Source organism: Pseudomonas sp. NPDC090752 (genome assembly GCF_055584805.1).
On record NZ_JBVJLI010000023.1, the window covers coordinates 31597 to 47994 of the forward strand.

General features: G+C 62.2%; 16 protein-coding genes. 5 read left to right on the forward strand and 11 right to left on the reverse strand.

The features are described from left to right. Window positions 1–220: 220 nt before the first annotated feature. The 3 genes from ACZ6YA_RS23475 to ACZ6YA_RS23485 all read left to right on the forward strand — a co-directional run bounded on the left by ACZ6YA_RS23475 (window position 221) and on the right by ACZ6YA_RS23485 (window position 1465). A complete protein-coding gene (locus ACZ6YA_RS23475) occupies window positions 221–661 on the forward strand; it encodes a YkvA family protein (protein WP_465899874.1) in 441 nt (146 codons plus the stop codon). Window positions 662–761: 100 nt separating this feature from the next. Next, window positions 762–1100: a helix-turn-helix domain-containing protein gene (locus ACZ6YA_RS23480; RefSeq protein ID WP_465899876.1), complete on the forward strand. Its 339-nt coding sequence runs from the start codon at window positions 762–764 to the stop codon at window positions 1098–1100. Next, window positions 1097–1465 (forward strand): hypothetical protein, encoded by a 369-nt coding sequence (locus ACZ6YA_RS23485; RefSeq protein ID WP_400802476.1) that lies wholly within the window; start codon window positions 1097–1099, stop codon window positions 1463–1465. The genes ACZ6YA_RS23480 and ACZ6YA_RS23485 overlap by 4 nt, the downstream gene beginning before the upstream one ends. 301 nt (window positions 1466–1766) lie before the next feature. Here ACZ6YA_RS23485 and ACZ6YA_RS23490 read toward each other — a convergent pair whose 3' ends face one another. Both ACZ6YA_RS23490 and ACZ6YA_RS23495 read right to left on the reverse strand, forming a co-directional pair. After that, window positions 1767–2552, reverse strand: coding sequence for a DUF6861 domain-containing protein (locus ACZ6YA_RS23490; RefSeq protein WP_465899878.1), 786 nt, complete (start codon window positions 2550–2552; stop codon window positions 1767–1769). 326 nt (window positions 2553–2878) lie between these two features. After that, window positions 2879–4960, reverse strand: a complete 2082-nt coding sequence (locus tag ACZ6YA_RS23495; protein WP_465899880.1) for a carboxy terminal-processing peptidase — start codon at window positions 4958–4960, stop codon at window positions 2879–2881. Between the two features lie 142 nt (window positions 4961–5102). Between ACZ6YA_RS23495 and ACZ6YA_RS23500 the strand changes: the two genes are divergently transcribed. Beyond that, window positions 5103–6065, forward strand: a complete 963-nt coding sequence (locus ACZ6YA_RS23500) for an NAD(P)H-quinone oxidoreductase (protein WP_465899881.1) — start codon at window positions 5103–5105, stop codon at window positions 6063–6065. Between the two features lie 121 nt (window positions 6066–6186). Here ACZ6YA_RS23500 and ACZ6YA_RS23505 read toward each other — a convergent pair whose 3' ends face one another. The 6 genes from ACZ6YA_RS23505 to ACZ6YA_RS23530 all read right to left on the reverse strand — a co-directional run bounded on the left by ACZ6YA_RS23505 (window position 6187) and on the right by ACZ6YA_RS23530 (window position 11477). Then, the gene (locus tag ACZ6YA_RS23505; RefSeq protein WP_465899883.1) at window positions 6187–6840 is read right to left on the reverse strand and encodes an HAD family hydrolase; all 654 of its coding nucleotides are present in this window, start codon (window positions 6838–6840) and stop codon (window positions 6187–6189) included. 13 nt (window positions 6841–6853) lie between these two features. Next, a complete protein-coding gene (locus tag ACZ6YA_RS23510) occupies window positions 6854–7843 on the reverse strand; it encodes an ABC transporter ATP-binding protein (RefSeq protein WP_465899885.1) in 990 nt (329 codons plus the stop codon). A 1-nt stretch (window position 7844) separates the two neighbouring features. Further along, a complete protein-coding gene (locus tag ACZ6YA_RS23515; protein WP_465899887.1) occupies window positions 7845–8639 on the reverse strand; it encodes an ABC transporter permease in 795 nt (264 codons plus the stop codon). Beyond that, complete coding sequence (locus ACZ6YA_RS23520) at window positions 8629–9435, reverse strand: ABC transporter permease (protein WP_465899935.1); 807 nt, start codon at window positions 9433–9435, stop codon at window positions 8629–8631. The genes ACZ6YA_RS23515 and ACZ6YA_RS23520 overlap by 11 nt, the downstream gene beginning before the upstream one ends. Window positions 9436–9458: 23 nt before the next feature. Next, the gene (locus tag ACZ6YA_RS23525) at window positions 9459–10265 is read right to left on the reverse strand and encodes an alkaline phosphatase family protein (protein ID WP_465899889.1); all 807 of its coding nucleotides are present in this window, start codon (window positions 10263–10265) and stop codon (window positions 9459–9461) included. A 147-nt stretch (window positions 10266–10412) separates the two neighbouring features. Continuing rightward, window positions 10413–11477: an ABC transporter substrate-binding protein gene (locus tag ACZ6YA_RS23530; RefSeq protein WP_465899890.1), complete on the reverse strand. Its 1065-nt coding sequence runs from the start codon at window positions 11475–11477 to the stop codon at window positions 10413–10415. A 276-nt stretch (window positions 11478–11753) separates the two neighbouring features. Between ACZ6YA_RS23530 and ACZ6YA_RS23535 the strand changes: the two genes are divergently transcribed. After that, window positions 11754–12467, forward strand: a complete 714-nt coding sequence (locus tag ACZ6YA_RS23535; protein WP_465899893.1) for a UTRA domain-containing protein — start codon at window positions 11754–11756, stop codon at window positions 12465–12467. A gap of 3 nt (window positions 12468–12470) precedes the next feature. Here the strand turns inward: ACZ6YA_RS23535 and ACZ6YA_RS23540 are convergent, their stop codons facing one another. The 3 genes from ACZ6YA_RS23540 to ACZ6YA_RS23550 form a co-directional block, all read right to left on the reverse strand. Next, window positions 12471–14627 (reverse strand): mechanosensitive ion channel family protein, encoded by a 2157-nt coding sequence (locus ACZ6YA_RS23540; protein ID WP_465899895.1) that lies wholly within the window; start codon window positions 14625–14627, stop codon window positions 12471–12473. A 44-nt stretch (window positions 14628–14671) separates the two neighbouring features. Next, the gene (locus tag ACZ6YA_RS23545) at window positions 14672–14839 is read right to left on the reverse strand and encodes a hypothetical protein (protein WP_011532728.1); all 168 of its coding nucleotides are present in this window, start codon (window positions 14837–14839) and stop codon (window positions 14672–14674) included. 189 nt (window positions 14840–15028) lie between these two features. Continuing rightward, window positions 15029–16318 (reverse strand): M18 family aminopeptidase, encoded by a 1290-nt coding sequence (locus tag ACZ6YA_RS23550; protein ID WP_465899897.1) that lies wholly within the window; start codon window positions 16316–16318, stop codon window positions 15029–15031. Window positions 16319–16398 lie beyond the last annotated feature (80 nt).

The following is a 16398-nucleotide window of genomic DNA, read 5'->3' on the forward strand; positions in this document are numbered from 1 at the left end:
GGCGTTGTCATTTCTGCGCCAGGTACTGGGCCGAACCTCATGACCCTGATAGTGTCCGAGGTAAGGCAGCGCAAATCGTTTGCGCATTTGAAACGGTTGTGTAAAAAACGCCCGATCTGACCGGGGCCCTTGCCTTGTGGGCGCCTGCCGTCAGAAACTCCGCCCTGTTCACAAGGTTATCCACAATAAATGTGGATAACCTTCCCTTGCTGGAGGCTCCATGAGCGCACCCTGGAATTTCGCCCGCTTCCTGCCCCTGGCCGAACGCCTGCTCAGCCGTGGCCGGCTGCCGGCCCTGCTGTTCGCTGTCGCCCGCAAGGGCCCGCGGCTGGGCCAGCTGCGCGAAGACATCAAGCTGCTGCAGTCGTTGTGCCTGGCCTGGTGGCGCGGTGAGTACCGCGCCATCAGCCCCAAGGCCCTGGTGACCATTGTCGCTGGTCTGCTGTACTTCGTCAGCCCCATCGATGCGATCCCCGACTGGTTGCTGGGCGTAGGTTTTCTCGATGACATCGCCGTGCTCGGCTGGGTGCTGAAGACCGTGTCCGACGAACTGGCGCGCTTCAAGGCCTGGCGTGACAGCCAGGCGCCAGAGCACCTGCGCGTGGTCGAACGCCTGCCGGATACGCCGGAAGCCTTGCGTCTGGAACGTAAAACGCACTGAAAGCGAGCAGATCCCCACAGACTCCCGCGCTTGGTAATATAATTGGCATAAGGATTATGCCTACGGATTACATGCCGTAATCCTACGTTAGGGGGTTGTTATGGGTATTCAGGTCATTAGCCGGGACGGTCAGCCCGAGTACGCCGTCGTTCCCTGGGAACAGTACCAAGCGTTGCTCAAGGCGGCCGGGCAGGCGCCAGTTGAGGCGATTGGTGCAACAGACGATCAAAAAGCTGCAGACGTGAGCTTGCCTGCGTTCAGCGAAGTGGCGCAGTTGCGTAAGGCCAAAGGCATCGATGCCGAGCAGCTGGCGCGCAATGTCGGTGTCAGCCCGGCTTATCTGGTTATGATCGAATCGGGCGAGCGGGAGCCGGGCGACGCGATTCGCCGTGCCCTGGCCTGGCACTTGGGTGTGGCGGGCTGGAGCGAGCCGTCATGAGCCAGGTCAGGATCAGCCGACAGCATTGGCAGAGCCTGCTGGATGAGCTTGACCTGGCCCGCCGTCAACGCCACTTGCTGACTTACCGTGCGCTGATCGAGCGCCTGCAATTGCCCACGCCGGCCATGCAGACCCTGACGGCCGCGCTGGAGTATCTGGCGGTGCTCGATGCCCGCGCCGAGCAACCGCTGCGCAGCTCGCTGGTGATCAGCCAGGGTGCCAGCCGCTTGCCGCGTACCGGCTTCTTCGAATGCGTGGAGCGCCTGGGGCGCTTTTCTGGGCCGGTAGACGGCATGGAGGCGGCTTCATGGCATGCTTCGGAGGTGGTGCGGGTGTTTGAGTACGCGTATCCCGAGGTTGCTTGAACGGGGAGGGCGTGTCTCCGATGGTTTTTCGGTGTTCTTTAGATTGAGCTCCGCACGCGCGGTGCTCGATCTAATCAGTCTGTATCCTGCGCACTCAATGTCTTAGCCGCCTCATTAAGAAGGGCCCTGAATTCATCGAGCTCGAAATTCCAGCAGGAATCTGCAGCAGGTGGAAAAATTTCAATTTCACAAGGGTACCCGGGCTCCCGAGACACCTCGGCGACTTGGTGATCACCCGACCAAATTTCCACTACGATGTTTTCCCGATCTGACGGGCTCGAGATCATTGAACTCAATTTATTCATGGTTTTACTGGTTCCAAAAGACCGATGAATTTTCCAGTGTCGGAATAACGTACTCGCCGACCGTCCGGCGCGACTATATCAGTTACGTTCCCAAATCTACCAGTAACTTTATTTGTCGCAGTTGAAGCAGGATTGTTAAGTATTTGATTGATTACGGCTAGTCCGTGAGCGTTGAGGGTTTCCTGATTCCCTTTGATTTGGGGGAATGCGCTACCTTCGCGACTGGCATGTTTTTGTAACGCTCTGCCAGCAAAAGTTAGCCTTCCCTGTTTGTCAGCTGGGTCAAGGTTATTTGCAGCCGTTGAGAGTGCTTCGACCTTTTGTCCGCCTAATGTTTTATGTGCTGAACTAAGTGTTTCATTAGCAGAGTGCGATTTGGTTGGTATGTCCGTGGTGGCGGGGTTGTTGTGGGGAGCGGAGTTGTTGAGTTGTGGATGTTTTTTTAGCTCATCTTCGTGTTTGATTATCCATTGGCCCAGCCGATTGCCTTTAGCACTGATTCGCATTTCTTCGGCAAGAGCTTTGACATCTCCGCGGCCTCTAGTCAGGTAAGCTACGATGCTCGACAACAGCAGACCGATTACTTCAACATGGCCTAGTGCTATGTAGTGCGCCGCTCGAGTCTGGGCCAATGGGTCATCTTGGCTAAGTGGCTGCAGACCTTCATCGCCACGTGGCCCTTCCCAGGCAATATTGATACCTGTCAGGTAGTGATCAGCAATACGCGGCAAACCCTCGCTGAAAAAATCCGCGATTGATCCTAGTCCGAGCACGCCCAGCACCCAGCTGCACGATGGACGGCATGGAGGCGGCCTCGTGGCATGCCTCGGAGGTGGTGCGGGTGTTTGAGTACGCTTATCCCGAGGTTGCCTGATTAAGCGAGACTCTGTGGGAGCACTGTCTTGCTCACACTTAGAAAACTGCGCGATCCCTGTGGGAGCGGGCTTGTCCCGCGAACACGGGCGAAGCTCGTGCCCACAGGGATCGCGCAGCTTTTTAAGTTTTGTGGAAGACAGTTGCTCCCACCGGGTAGGTGGTGGACTCAATAAAGAAAGGGCCGGGCATTCACATGCCCGGCCCTTCATTTTCACCCTGACGCAATGGCCGATTACTGCTTGGCCACCTTGGTGCTCGCACTCAGGTAGTCAATCAGAATACGCCCAGTCTCGGACAAGTACGCATCGTCTTCCGGCTTGGTATTTTCATCCTCGGTCGGCAGGGCGTCTTCGTCCTCTTTCTTCAACTCTTTCAACGGCTCCTCACCCTTGGCCTTGCGGCGGATGTTTTCCAGCGCCAGTTGCTTGCCTTCGATCTCATCATGACGGGCGCGGCGGTCTTGCTCGTTGAGGCTGACGGTCTTTTCGTCCATCAATTTCTTGGTCAGCGCCAGGCGATCACGGATGTAGGTGAACTCCGCGTCCTTGTCGCTGCGCGCTTCATGCTGCGCCTTGAGCTGGGCCAGGAACGGCTTGAACGGGTCGGCCGCCGGCTTGACCACTGGGCGAATGGTGTCCCATGGCATGGCTTCGGGCAGGGCGCTTTCGCCGATTTCCTTGGTGTCGATGATCGACGGGTAGTCGATGTCCGGCAGTACACCCTGGTGCTGGGTGCTCTGCCCGGAAACCCGGTAGAACTTGGCCAGGGTCAGCTTCAGCTCGCCATGGTTGAGCGGCTGGATGGTCTGCACGGTACCTTTGCCGAAGGTCTGGCCGCCGATGATCAGGGCGCGGTGGTAGTCCTGCATGGCACCGGCGAAGATCTCCGAAGCCGAGGCCGAGAGGCGGTTGACCAGCAGCGCCAGCGGGCCTTTGTAGAAGGCGCCGGGGTTTTCGTCTTCGAGCACGTCGACGCGGCCGTCGCTGTTACGCACCAGCACGGTCGGGCCTTTCTCGATGAACAGGCTGGTCAGCTCGGTGGCTTCCTGCAGGGAGCCGCCGCCGTTGTTGCGCAGGTCGATGACCACGCCGTCGACTTTTTCCTTCTGCAGCTCGGTGAGCAGCTTTTTCACATCACGGGTGGTGCTCTTGTACTCAGGATCGCCGGCACGGTAGGCCTTGAAGTCCAGGTAGAAGGCCGGGATCTCGATGATGCCCAGCTTGTAGTCACGGCCGGCCTGCTTGAGCTTGAGTACTGACTTCTTCGCCGCCTGCTCTTCGAGCTTGACCGCCTCGCGGGTGATCGCGACGATCTTGCTGGTCTGGTCGCTCGGGGCATTGCTGGCCGGGATGATTTCCAGGCGCACTACCGAGCCTTTCGGGCCACGGATCAGCTTGACCACTTCGTCCAGGCGCCAGCCGACCACGTCGACCATTTCCTTGTTGCCCTGGGCCACGCCGATGATCTTGTCGGCCGGGGCCACCTGCTTGGTCTTCGCCGCAGGGCCTGCCGGCACCAGGCGAACGATCTTGACCTGGTCGTTGTCGCTTTGCAGCACCGCGCCGATGCCTTCGAGCGACAGGCTCATGTTGATGTCGAAGTTCTCGGCGTTGTCCGGCGACAGGTAGTTGGTGTGCGGGTCGTAGGACTGGGCGAAGGTATTGATGTAAGCCTGGAAGATATCCTCGGCACGGGTCTGATCCAGGCGCGACAGCTGGTTCTTGTAGCGCTTGGTCAGGGTTTCCTGGATCTGCTTGGGCTCTTTGCCGGCGATCTTCTGGCGCAACACTTCGTCCTTGACGCGTTTGCGCCACAGGTCATCGAGCTCGGCCTGGTTTTTCAGCCACGGTGCGTCCTTGCGGTCGATCAGCAAGGTTTCCTTGGTGGTGAAATCCATCTTGTCGACGCCCTTGTTCAGCTCGGCGAGGGCAAAGTCCAGGCGTTGCTTGACGCGGTCGAGGTAGCGTTTGTAGATGGTGAAGCCAGGGTCGAGGTTGCCGCTTTTGAGGAAGTCGTCGAACTGCGTCTTCCACTTGTCGAACTCGGCGATGTCGGCTGCGGTGAAGTAGCTGCGCGCCGGGTCCAGCAGCTTGATGTAGCTGTCGTAGATGATCACCGAGCGGGCGTCATCGAGCGGCGGCTTGCTGTAATGGTGACGCTTGAGCAGCTCCACCACATTAAGGCTGGCGACGATTTCGTCACGGTCCGGCTGCAGGCTGTCCCACTTGTTGGCGGCCGCCGCATTGCCGCCGAGCGTGAGGCTACCCAGGCCAATCATCAGGGCCAGGGCGGTGCTAGGGAGGAAATGCTTCATGCTGATTCGACGTGGAGGCAATTGATCACGCATAGTAGGCCGTCTTTTCCGTTGCCGGTTCCATGGAGCCGGACAAATACTGCAAAAAGCCCGGGGCGAGGGTTCCCCAGGCTCAGTCATGTGATTCAACTATGGAGGCACTGTGAAGGCATTGCAAGGCGAACACGGACATGTGGAGTGGGTCGAGGCCGAGCGCCCGGCCCTTGACGCCGGCCAGGTACGCATTCGAGTGGCCGCTGCGGGACTCAATCGCGCCGACCTATTGCAGATGAAGGGCCTGTACCCGCCGCCGCCTGGCGCCAGCCCCTATATGGGCCTGGAGTGCGCGGGCATTATCGAAGAAGTGGGCGCCGGCGCCGACTGGCGTGTGGGTGACAGGGTCTGTGCACTGCTGGCCAGTGGGGCGATGGCCGAGGAAGTGGTGGTGGATGCACGCCATGTACTGCCTGTGCCTGAAGGCTTGAGCCTGCATGAAGCGGCGGCGCTGCCCGAGGTCTATGCCACGGCATGGTTGAACATTTTCCAGCTGGGCAAGGTTAAGGCTGGGGAGAAGGTGCTGGTGCACGCAGGCGCCAGTGGTGTCGGCTCGGCGGCGATCCAGCTGTGCAAGGCATTTGCCAACCCGGTCTATGTCAGCGTCGGTTCGCAGGATCGTCTGGCGTACTGCGAGGCGCTGGGCGCTGCGGGTGGTGTGGTGCGCAACGAGAACCTCGAAGCGCTGGAAGGTTTCGGGCCGTTCGACGTGATCCTCGACCCGGTGGGCGCCAGTTACGGGCCGCTCAACCTCAAGCTGCTGGCGCGTGACGGGCGCTGGGTGATCATTGGCCTGATGGGCGGGCGCACGTTTGAGCTGGACCTGGCGCAGGTGCTGGGCAAGCGGCTGGAAATCACCGGTTCAACGCTGCGCAACCGGGATGACGGGTTCAAGGCCGAGTTGTTGCGCGAGTTGCTGCAGCAGGTGTGGCCGCTGTTTGCCGAAGGGCGCTTGTCGCCGCAGTTGGTGGACACCTACCCGGTGGCGTTCGCCCAGGCAGCGTATGCCGCGCTTGAGAGCAATCAGGTGTCGGGCAAGCTGGTGATGGTGATCGACCCGAGCCTGGCGTAAGCAGGCCTGGCCCTTTCGCAGGCAAGCCCGCTCCCACAGGTGCACTACAGGCTTCAAATCCTGAGGGGTGACTGTGGGAGCGGGCTTGCCCGCGAAAGGGCCGGTCCATGCGTCGCTTATTTCAGCTCCAGCTCAGAATGGGCCACCCATTGTTCTCGGCATGTTCCCTCAACACCGCATCCGGGTTCACCACATGCGGATGATCCACCTTCAGCAGCAACGGCAAATCATTCCGGGAGTCGGAATAGAAACTCGCCCCTTCCAGATTCTCCTGTTGCTGATCCAGCCACTCCAGTAACCGGGTGATCTTGCCTTCACGGTAAGTCAGCACCCCGTGGGTCCTGCCGGTATACACCCCGTTCACCGCCTCCAGCTCGATCGCCAGGTATTCATCCACGCCCAGCCGCGCTGCAATCGGCCCGACCAGGTGCGTGCCGCTCGCCGAGATGATCAGGATACGGTCCCCACGCTTGCGATGTTCGGCGATGCAGCGGCAGGCGTCGCCGAAGATGATCGGCTCGATCACATCCTCGACCCAGGGCTCAACCAGATGCTCGACCTCTTCCAGTGTGCGCCCGGCAATCGGCTCCAGGCTGAAGGCCATGTAGTCCTCCATCGCCAGATGGCCTTTGCCATACGCCTCCATCAATTCATGATCGCGGCGTAAGAATTCTTTGCCGTCGACCCAGCCCAGGCGCGCCATCTGTTCGCTCCACAGAGACGCACAGTCGCCGTGGATGAGGGTTTCGTCGAGGTCGAAAATTGCCAGTGCCATGCGTTGAATCTCCTTAGGCCACTTCCCGTAGCGCCGTGGGGTCGATCGACAAGGATACCCGCTGGCCATCCGCGTGCAGGTCGGCCGATGAGCGGTTGAGCACGTCGACCACCAGCTCCACGTCGCGCACCCGCACCCGGTAGCGGATCACGTTGCCAAGCAGGCTGTGGCTGCGCACTTCACCGTCCAGTTCACCCTCGCGGCCCAAGGTGATCGACTCTGGCCGAATCGCCAGGCGGCTGGTCACCGGGCGCTGCAGCAGGCGGCTGGCGCTGTCTGGGTCGAGCAGGTTGTAGTTGCCGATAAAGCCGGCGGCGAACAGGTCCACCGGCGCGGTGTAGAGGGTTTCGGCGTCGCCGCTCTGGACGATGCGCCCCTGGTTCATCAGAAAGATGCGATCGGACATCGTCAGTGCTTCTTCCTGATCATGGGTGACGAATATGGTGGTCAGCCCCAGCTCGCGTTGAATCGCGCGAATCTGCTCGCGCAAGTGCTTGCGGATGCGCGCGTCCAGCGCCGACAGCGGCTCGTCGAGCAACAGCAGGCGTGGGCGGGTGACCAGCGAACGGGCCAGGGCCACGCGCTGGCATTGACCACCCGACAGCTGGTGCGGGTAGCGCCCGGCAAAGCTGCCCAGCTCAACCAGCTCCAGGGCCTCTCGCACGCGTGCCCGACTCTCGTCAGCCTTGACCTTCTGCATGCGCAGGCCGAAGGCGACATTCTGCTCCACGGTCATGTTGGGGAACAGTGCGTAACTCTGGAACACCATGCCGATGCCGCGCTTCTGCGGGCTGACCGGCACGATATCCTGGCCGTCGAGGAGAATCTGCCCGCCATCCACTGGTGTCAGCCCGGCGATGCAACGCAGCAGGGTGGATTTGCCGCAGCCAGACGGGCCGAGCAGGGTGACGAATTCGCCGCGTTCGATCTGGCAGTCGATGTTCTCGAACACTGGCGTGCCGGCATAGCGCTTGTGCAGTTTTTGTACGCTGACGAAGCTCATGTCAGGTCTTGTCCTTGTTCAAACGGTTGGCGACCCAGGTCAGCACCAGCACGAAGGCGAAGTACGAGATCACCAGCGCACTGTTGAAGTGGCCGCTGCTGTTGCGCATGTTGTTCAGGTACACCTGCAGGGTCTCGTAGCGGGTGCCGACCAGCAGGTTGGCGAACACGAACTCGCCAAACAGGAACGAGAACGACAGCAGCAGCGCCACCATCAGGCCCTTGCGCAGGTTCGGCAGCACCACCAGGAACGCCGCCTGCCAGGTGCTGGCGCCAAGCAGTTGGGCGGCGTCCATCAGGTCGCGCAGGTTGATCGCCTGCAGGTTGTTGGTAATCGCCCGGTACATGAACGGCAAGGCGATGGTGAAGTAGCAGCCGATCAGGATCCACGGCGTGCCGACCATGGCCATCGGTCCGCTGCCGTAAAGCTGCAGCAGGCCCACCGACGACACCACCGGCGGCACCGCGAACGGCAGCAAGATGAGGATGTTCATCAGCGCATCGAGCTTAGGGAAGTGGTAGTGCACCACGAACAACAGCGGCAGGATCAGCACCACCGACAGCAGCAGCGCACCCATGCACACCAGCAGCGACTGGCCGAAGGCGACGAGAAAGCGCGGCTCGCTCCACAGCGCCACGTACCACTTCAGGGTCAGGCCGCTGGGCAGCAGGCTGGCGGACCAGCTGGTGGCCAGCGAGTAGAGCAGGGTGCCGGCCAGCGGCAGTAGCAGGATCAGAAACAGCAAGTACACCACCACGCGGTGGTACAGACTGCCGGCGTTGGCTTCAGCGCGCATGGTAGCTCCTCTTCAGCAGCCACTGATGGACCACCGTGACCAGCGTCATCAGCCCCACCAGGACCATCGCCAGGGCGCTGGCCAGGTTGGGATCGAGGCTGATGTCACCCGCCACCAGCCCGGCAATGCGGATCGGCAGCACGTTGAAGTTGCCGGTAGTCAGCGCATATACAGTGGCGTAGGCCCCCAGGGCGTTGGCCAGAAGGATGACGAAAGTGCCGAGCAGTGCCGGGGTCAGCACCGGCAGGCCGATGTGCCGCCAGTATTGCCAGTGGCTGGCGCCGAGCAGCGCGGCCGACTCGCGCCAGTCTTCGCGCAGGGCGTCGAAGGCGGGGTAGAGCAGCAGCACGCCGAGCGGGATCTGGAAGTAGGTGTACACCAGGATCAGGCCGCTTTTCGAATAGATGCTGAAGTCTTCCAGCAGGCCGATCTGCTTGAGCAGCAGGGTCAGCGCGCCGTTGAAGCCGAGCAGGATGATGAAGGCGAAGGCCAGCGGCACCCCGGAGAAGTTGCTGGTCATGTTGGCGAACGCACTGACGAAGTCGCGCAGGCGAGAATCCACCTGGCGCAGCGAGTAGGCTCCGAGGGTGGCGATGACGATGCCGAACAGGCTCGACCAGAAGCTGATCTCCAGGCTGCGTTGCAGCGCCTGCAGGTAGAACTTGGAGGCGAACACCTTGGTGAAGTTTTCCACGCCCCAGCCGGCCTCCGACTGCAGGCTGTTGATCGCCACCCAGGCCAGCGGGGCGATCTGGAAGATGACGAAGAACACGGCGAATGGGAGCAGGCAGAGCATGGCCAGGGCGCGGCTCCTGGCACTCACTTGAGCAGCTCCCGGCAGACGGTCTTGTCGTGGGGCACGCCGAGCAGCTCGCAAATGGTGCCGCACAGTTCGGTCTGCAGCGGCTTGGCGGCGGGGTCGAGGCTGAATGCATTGCCGAACACGAACAGCGGCACCTCGCGCTCCTCGGCCAGCAGGCCATTGTGCGAGCGGTCGTTGTTCATGCCGTGGTCGGCGGTGACCAGCACCTGGTAACCCTCTTCGAGCCAGCGCGGCAAGTAGTCGGCCAGCAGGATGTCGGCACTGCGCGCGGCGTTGCGGTACTGGCTGCTGTCCAGGCCGTGGCGGTGGCCGGTGTCGTCGATGCTCATCGGGTGCACCAGCAGGAAGTTCGGTGCGTGGCGGCGGCGCAGGTACTCGGCGTCGGCCAGCAGGTGTGAATCGGGGTAGCGGTCGTCCCAGTAGAACAGGCCGTGCTGTATTGGCAGCTTGGGCGCGTGGGTATGGCGGTCGCGCTGCGGGTCGAAGGGCGAGCGGTTGTACAGTTCGCTCATCCAGTGATAGGCCGCTGCGGCCGTGCCCAGATTGGCTTCGCGGGCGTAGTGGAACACGCTGCGCTGGTTGGACAGACGGTTGATGTTGTTGTGCACGATACCGCTGTCGATCGGCGCGACGCCGGTGAGGATACACTCGTACAGCGGCCGCGACAGCGATGGTAGCTCGCATTCCACGCGGTAGAGCGCGGCGCGGTCGGCCTCGACGTAGGCGTGCAGGTGGCCCATGGCGTGGTGCGCGACCTGGTGGTTGAGGCCGTCGAGCAGGACCAGGATGACGTTGTGTTGCATAGTGGCTCCAGTCTTGAACCGCGTTGGCCTCTTCGCGGGCAAGCCCGCTCCCACAGGTACCGCACAAGATTCAAGACTTGTGATGAACCTGTGGGAGCGGGCTTGCCCGCGAAAGGGCCGGATCAGGCGCTACAAAAATCTAGCCCCTCATTCCATCTCGATGATCACTTGCTCCTGCCACTTCTGCGGCAGCGCCTTGGAGGTCGCTTCCCAGGCCTCGGCATTCTTGATTGGCTGAGCGGCCCCGTATTGCTCGTTAGGCAGCAACTTGGCCTGTACATCCGCCGGCAGTTTCAGGTGCTCGGCACGGATCGGTCGGGCATGCCCCTTGGCCAGGTTGATCTGCCCGGCATCGCTGAAGATGTACTCGCGCGCCAGCTTCGCCGCGTTCGGATGCTTGGCGTACTTGTTGATGATGGTGGTGTAGCCCGAGGTGACCGAACCGTCCGATGGGATCAGCACTTCGAAGCGCTTGGGGTCGATCTGATCACGGTAGCTCAGGCCGTTGAAGTCCCACACCACGCCGACTTCCACCTCACCCTTCTCGATGGTCTGGATGGTCGGGTTGGCCAGCGACAGGCGCTTCTGCTGGGCCAGTTTGGTAAACAGCTGCAGGCCTGGCTCGATATTGCTCTCGTCGCCTTTGTAGGCAATCGCAGCGGCCAGCACGCCGTTGGCTGCCTGGGCCGCCGTACCGACGTCACCGATGGCGACCTTGTACTTGCCCTTTTCCAGGTCGTGCCAGGTTGTCGGGCGGTCCTCTTCCTTGACCAGGTCCTTGTTGATGATAAACGCGATGGTGCCGGTATAGGCCAGCGCCCAGTGCCCGTCCTGGTCCTTGGCCCATGCCGGCACTTGGTCCCAGGTGCTTGGCTTGTACGGCTGACTGACGCCCTTGGCCACGGCAATCGGGCCGAAGGCGGCACCGACGTCACCGATGTCAGCGCTGGCGTTGTCCTTTTCGGCTTCGAACTTGGCGATTTCCTGGGCCGAGCTCATGTCGGTGTCACTGTGCTTGAGGCCATATTGGCTGGCCAGGTCGTCCCAGGTGCCTTTCCAGTTGGCCCAGGCATCGGGCATGCCCACGCTGTTGAGGGTGCCTTCCTTGCGGGCGGCGTCTTCCAGGGCCTTGAGGTCGGGGCCGGCGGCCATGGCCGAAGTACACAGGGTGATGGCCGAGCCGAGCAGTGACGCCATGAACAACTTTTTCATCCGAAGCTCCTTGGTGGGTGCCTTGCGCGATCGTTGTTGGTCTAGTTCAGCAAACCTTGCGCCAAGGTAGACCGATTGCGTGACAGTTTGATGTAGGGAAAGCCCTGGAAATACAGCGTAGACCAGATCGAAAGGCCCGATTTATCGGGGTTGGCGCGAATCTAGCCGGGGTGCGCAGAAGGTTTGTCACAGGATGTTCATCAGCCCTGCCTAGGCTTGCACTATTCTCCAAGTGCCCTGTAGTGGGGCTGGACTAGTCCAGATAGGTAACCCTTGATGCAGTCGACGCCACCGCGTGCGGTAACAGCTATCTGCCATGCCCTGCAGGAGCAGATCGAGCACGGCTTGCTGGCGCCGGGCGGCAAGCTGCCTGCCGAACGCAAGCTCAGTGAAGTGTTCGATACCACGCGCATCACTCTGCGCGAGGCACTGGCGCAGCTGGAGGCGCAGGGATTGATCTACCGCGAAGAACGGCGCGGCTGGTTCGTCGCGCCCGAGCGGCTGACCTACGACCTGATCGAGCGTAGCCACTTTCATGCCATGGTGCGGGATCAGGGGCGGGTGGCAACCACCGAGTTGCTTTCGGCCAGGCTGCAGCCAGCGTCAGCTGCAGTCTGCGCGCGTTTGCACCTGCCCGCGTTGTCCAGTGTGGTGCGCATCTGCCGGCTACGTCGTATCGACGGGCGGGCGGTGCTGTATGCCGAGCATTACCTCAACCCGAGGTATTTCCCGGCGATTCTTGAACAAGATCTGGCGCAGTCGCTGACCGAGATTTATGGGCGGGTGTACGGCATCGGCTATGGCCAGGTGTGTTTCGAGATACTGCCGACGGCGCTGCCGATGGACGCGGCAGCGGCATTGAAGGTGTCCACGGGCAGCCCCGGGCTGCATATCACCCGGGTCAACAGTGACCAGCATGGGCATCTGATCGACTGTGACCTGGAGTATTGGCGGCATGATGCGATCCGCATCTGCGCCCAGGCGGGCTGAGCCCTAGCTGGCAGGTTTGCCAGCTTCGGCCAGGCCACCGCCGCCCGCCGTCACCACCTGCACCGACAGGCGCGGTGTCGCCAAGTCCAACCCTGCCTCATCCAGCTGCCGCTTCAAGGCCAGGTTGAAGGCCCGCGACACTTCCCACTGCTTGATCGGTGCGGTCTTGAAGCGCGCACGCAAGATGGCCGAGCCCGACTCGAAGCTCTCGACCCCTTGCAGTTCCAGCGGCGACCAGATGTTGCGGCGCATCAGCGGGTCATTGCGCAGCTTCTGCCCCACTTCGCGGATCAGCGTAATGGCCTGGTCGATGTTCATGCTGTGCGGGATGGCCACCCGGAAGATCGCATAGCCGAACTCACGCGAGTAGTTCTTGATGCTCTTGATTTCGCTGAACGGGATGGTGTGCACGATGCCGTCGATGTCGCGCAGGCGCACGGTGCGGATGGTCAGGCCCTCGACCGTGCCCAGGTGACCACCGACATCGACATAGTCGTCGATGGCCAGCGAGTCCTCGATGATGATGAACAAGCCGGTGATCAGGTCGGCGACCAGCGACTGCGCGCCAAAACCGATGGCCAGGCCGATCACGCCGGCACCGGCCAGCAGCGGCGTGACGTTCATGCCCATGTTGGCCAGGGCGACGATCACCGCGATGATGAAGATGAACACGAACAGGACGTTGCGGATCAGCGGCATCATGGTTTGCGCACGGGCGTTGGCCAGGCCCCGGCGCGACCGCACCAGCGCATGGTGCACGGCGGTGTCGGCGAGAATCCACACCAGCCAGGCGACGATCAGCGTGCCGGCCAGGCCCAGCAGGCGCAGGCTGACTTCATGGCCGTCACCTTCGGCGAAGCTGATCATCGACTGGCCCCACACGCGCAGGCCCAGTTCGATGAACACCAGCCAGATGAACAGGTGCACCAGCAGGTAGCCGAAGTTGCGCAGACGCTCGGCGTACACCGCCTGGCGCTTGTTGGCGCGCTTGGGGTGGGCGGCGTGGCGGCGTACCAGGCCGTTGAGCACCATGCACACCACCACCAATACCGTACACATCAGTGACTGGCGCAGGGCGGTGCTGGTGTCGCCAGCGGACACGAAGGTGGCGAACAGCGAGATCGCCACCAGGATCAGCGCCGGAATGAACCAGAAGCTGCCGAGGATCTCGATGGTGTCGCTGAGCGTGCGCCGGGTCAGGCGCCGCGCCAGGGGTTGGTTGCGGATCAGGTGGGCAATTGGCCGCCTGAAGCGCAGGATGAACAGCCCGGTGCACAGCGCGGCGATGACGTTGGCCAGGGTGGCCAGGGCGTGTGCCAGGTGGGTGCCCAGGGCGACCAGCATGCGTGGGTCGCTCATCGCTTCGCCAAAGGCGGCGAAGCTGCCGATCAGCCACAGCGGGCGGAAGGCCTGATGGCGCAGGATATGCAATGCGCGGTGGCGGTGCGGACCATCGAGCAGCGAGAAGGCAATCACGCAGATGGCCGAGAAGCAGGTGCCGACCACCAGCGCGTAGGCCAGCACCATGGCCATCGACTTGCCCAGCGAGGAGGGCAGGGCGAAGCTCAGGTACACCGTGAACACCAATGCCACCAGCCACGGCCCGAGCTTGCGCAGGGCGAAGCGCAGCAGGTCCCAGGTGCGCGGGTGTTGGGGCAGCTCTTCAGTCAGACCAAAACGCACACGCACGCGGTGGCCGATCCAGTTGAAGGCATAGGCCAGCAGGCTCCACACGGCGATGATCGCGGCGAAGCCGAACAGGATCGCTGGCCATTGATGCACCGGTACCACCAGGTCCAGCAGTTCGGCCTGGGCCTGGTCGATTTCCATCGACCAGCGGTGGAATGGGCTGGCATCACCGCTGAACTGCTTCTCGAAGTCATGCAATGCGCCGCCGATCAGGCCCAGCACGCCCTGTTCGACGGTCGGTTGCGATTGTTTGGTGGCGTCGCGCAGTTTCTTCAGGTCAGCGAGCAACTTGGCCCGTTGCTGGTCGTTTTCCAGGTTCTTGATCACCTCGTCCAGCGACTTGCCCAGCGGTTCGGTGGCTTCGGGCTGGGCGGGCGCGCTGGAGCCCAACAGGCTCGGCAGGCCGGCAGCGTGGGCCGGGAAGGTGAACAGAAACAGCAATAGGGCAAGGCAACGCAGGAAGGCTGGCACCGGGGAATCTACCTCAGGTCAAACGATTGGCCGAGTGTAGAGGTTTATGTGGGCAGTTTCTCCAGGATCTTCCAGCAGGTGAGGCCGAAGATGCCCAGGGTGCCGATCCACATCATCAGTACGCCGATGTTGCGCTCGCGCAGGCTGAAGCCGATGGTCAGCAGCATCAGGAACAGGAACACCGGTACGAACAGGGACAGGAAGGGGGACATGGACAGCAATCCTTTTGCGAGGGGCCATGTACTAAGCATAGCGGGTGGCAAGCGAAGCGGGATTGATCCTGGGCAGGTGGGGTGTCAGTGCCGGCCCTTTCGCGGGGCAAGCCCGCTCCCACATGGCCTGGCATATAACCTGTGGGAGCGGGCTCGCCCCGCGAAGAGGCCGGTACTGTCTAGATCAAATCAAGGCAACTCGCGCGACCGATAGAACGCCGTCAACACCTTCACCAGATGCGCCAGGTCATGGCTGCCACACAGCTCACGAATCGAATGCATGGCAAAGGTCGGCAAGCCGATGTCGACCGTGCGCACGCCCAGGTGGCTGGCGGTGATCGGGCCGATGGTCGAGCCGCAGCCCATATCGCTGCGCACCACGAAGCTCTGCACCGGCACTTCTTCGGCCATGCACAGGTGGCGGAAGAATCCGGCGGTTTCACTGTTGGTGGCGTAGCGCTGGTTGTTGTTGACCTTGATCACCGGCCCGGCGTTGAGTTTGGGCCCGTGGTTGCCGTCGTGCTTGTCGGCGTAGTTGGGGTGCACGCCGTGGGCGTTGTCGGCCGACACCATCAGCGAACGCTGAATGGTGCGCACGTAGGCGTCGCCGTCCGGCAGCAGGCGTTGCAAGGTCTGTTCGAGCATCGGGCCGTCGGCGCCGCAGGCCGAGCTGCTGCCGACTTCTTCGTGGTCGTTGCACACCAGCACGCAGGTCTCATCACTGTCGGCGGCCAGGATTGCCTGCAGGCCGGCGTAGCACGACAGCAGGTTGTCCAGGCGCGCGCCGGCGATGAAGTCGCCGTGCAAGCCGATCTGTGCAGCGTCCTGGGTGTCGTAGAAGCTCAGCTCGTAATCGAGCACAACGTCAGCATTGAGCTGGTGCTCGCGGGCCAGCTGCTCGGTGAGCAGGGCGCGGAAGTCGATGCGCTCGTCGCCAGCGACCTGGGCCAGGATGGGCGGCAGCTCGGTCTGCGGGTTGATCATCCAGCCTTCATTGGCGGTGCGGTTGAGGTGGATGGCCAGGTTGGGAATGATGGCAATCGGCAGCTTGAAGTCGATCAGCTGGCTTTCGACCTTGCCGTCGCGGCGGAAAGTGACCCGGCCAGCCAGCGATAGGTCGCGGTCGAACCACGGCGCCAGCAGCGCGCCGCCATACACTTCCACGCCCAGTTGCAGGAAGCCCTGGCGCTGCAGCTCGGGTTGCGGCTTGACCCGCAGGCACGGGCTGTCGGTGTGCGCACCGACCATGCGGATGCCACCCTGCAGCGGCGCTTGCTTACCCAGCTTGATGGCGATGATCGAAGAATCGTTGCGGGTGACGTAGTAGCGACCGCCAGGCACCGTGGCCCAGCTGTCACGCTCGTCCAGGCGCTGGTAACCGGCAGCCTCGAGGCGCTGGGCCAGGCTGGCGGTGGCGTGGAAGGGCGTGGGGGAGGCCTTGAGGAAATCGATCAGGCCGGTATTCAGTGCTTCGCGCATAACTCACTCCAAACAGCAGTGGCGCGAGTTTAGCGTATTAAGTCGACAAATTGTGTCGACCTCTGTGGGAGCGGGCTTGC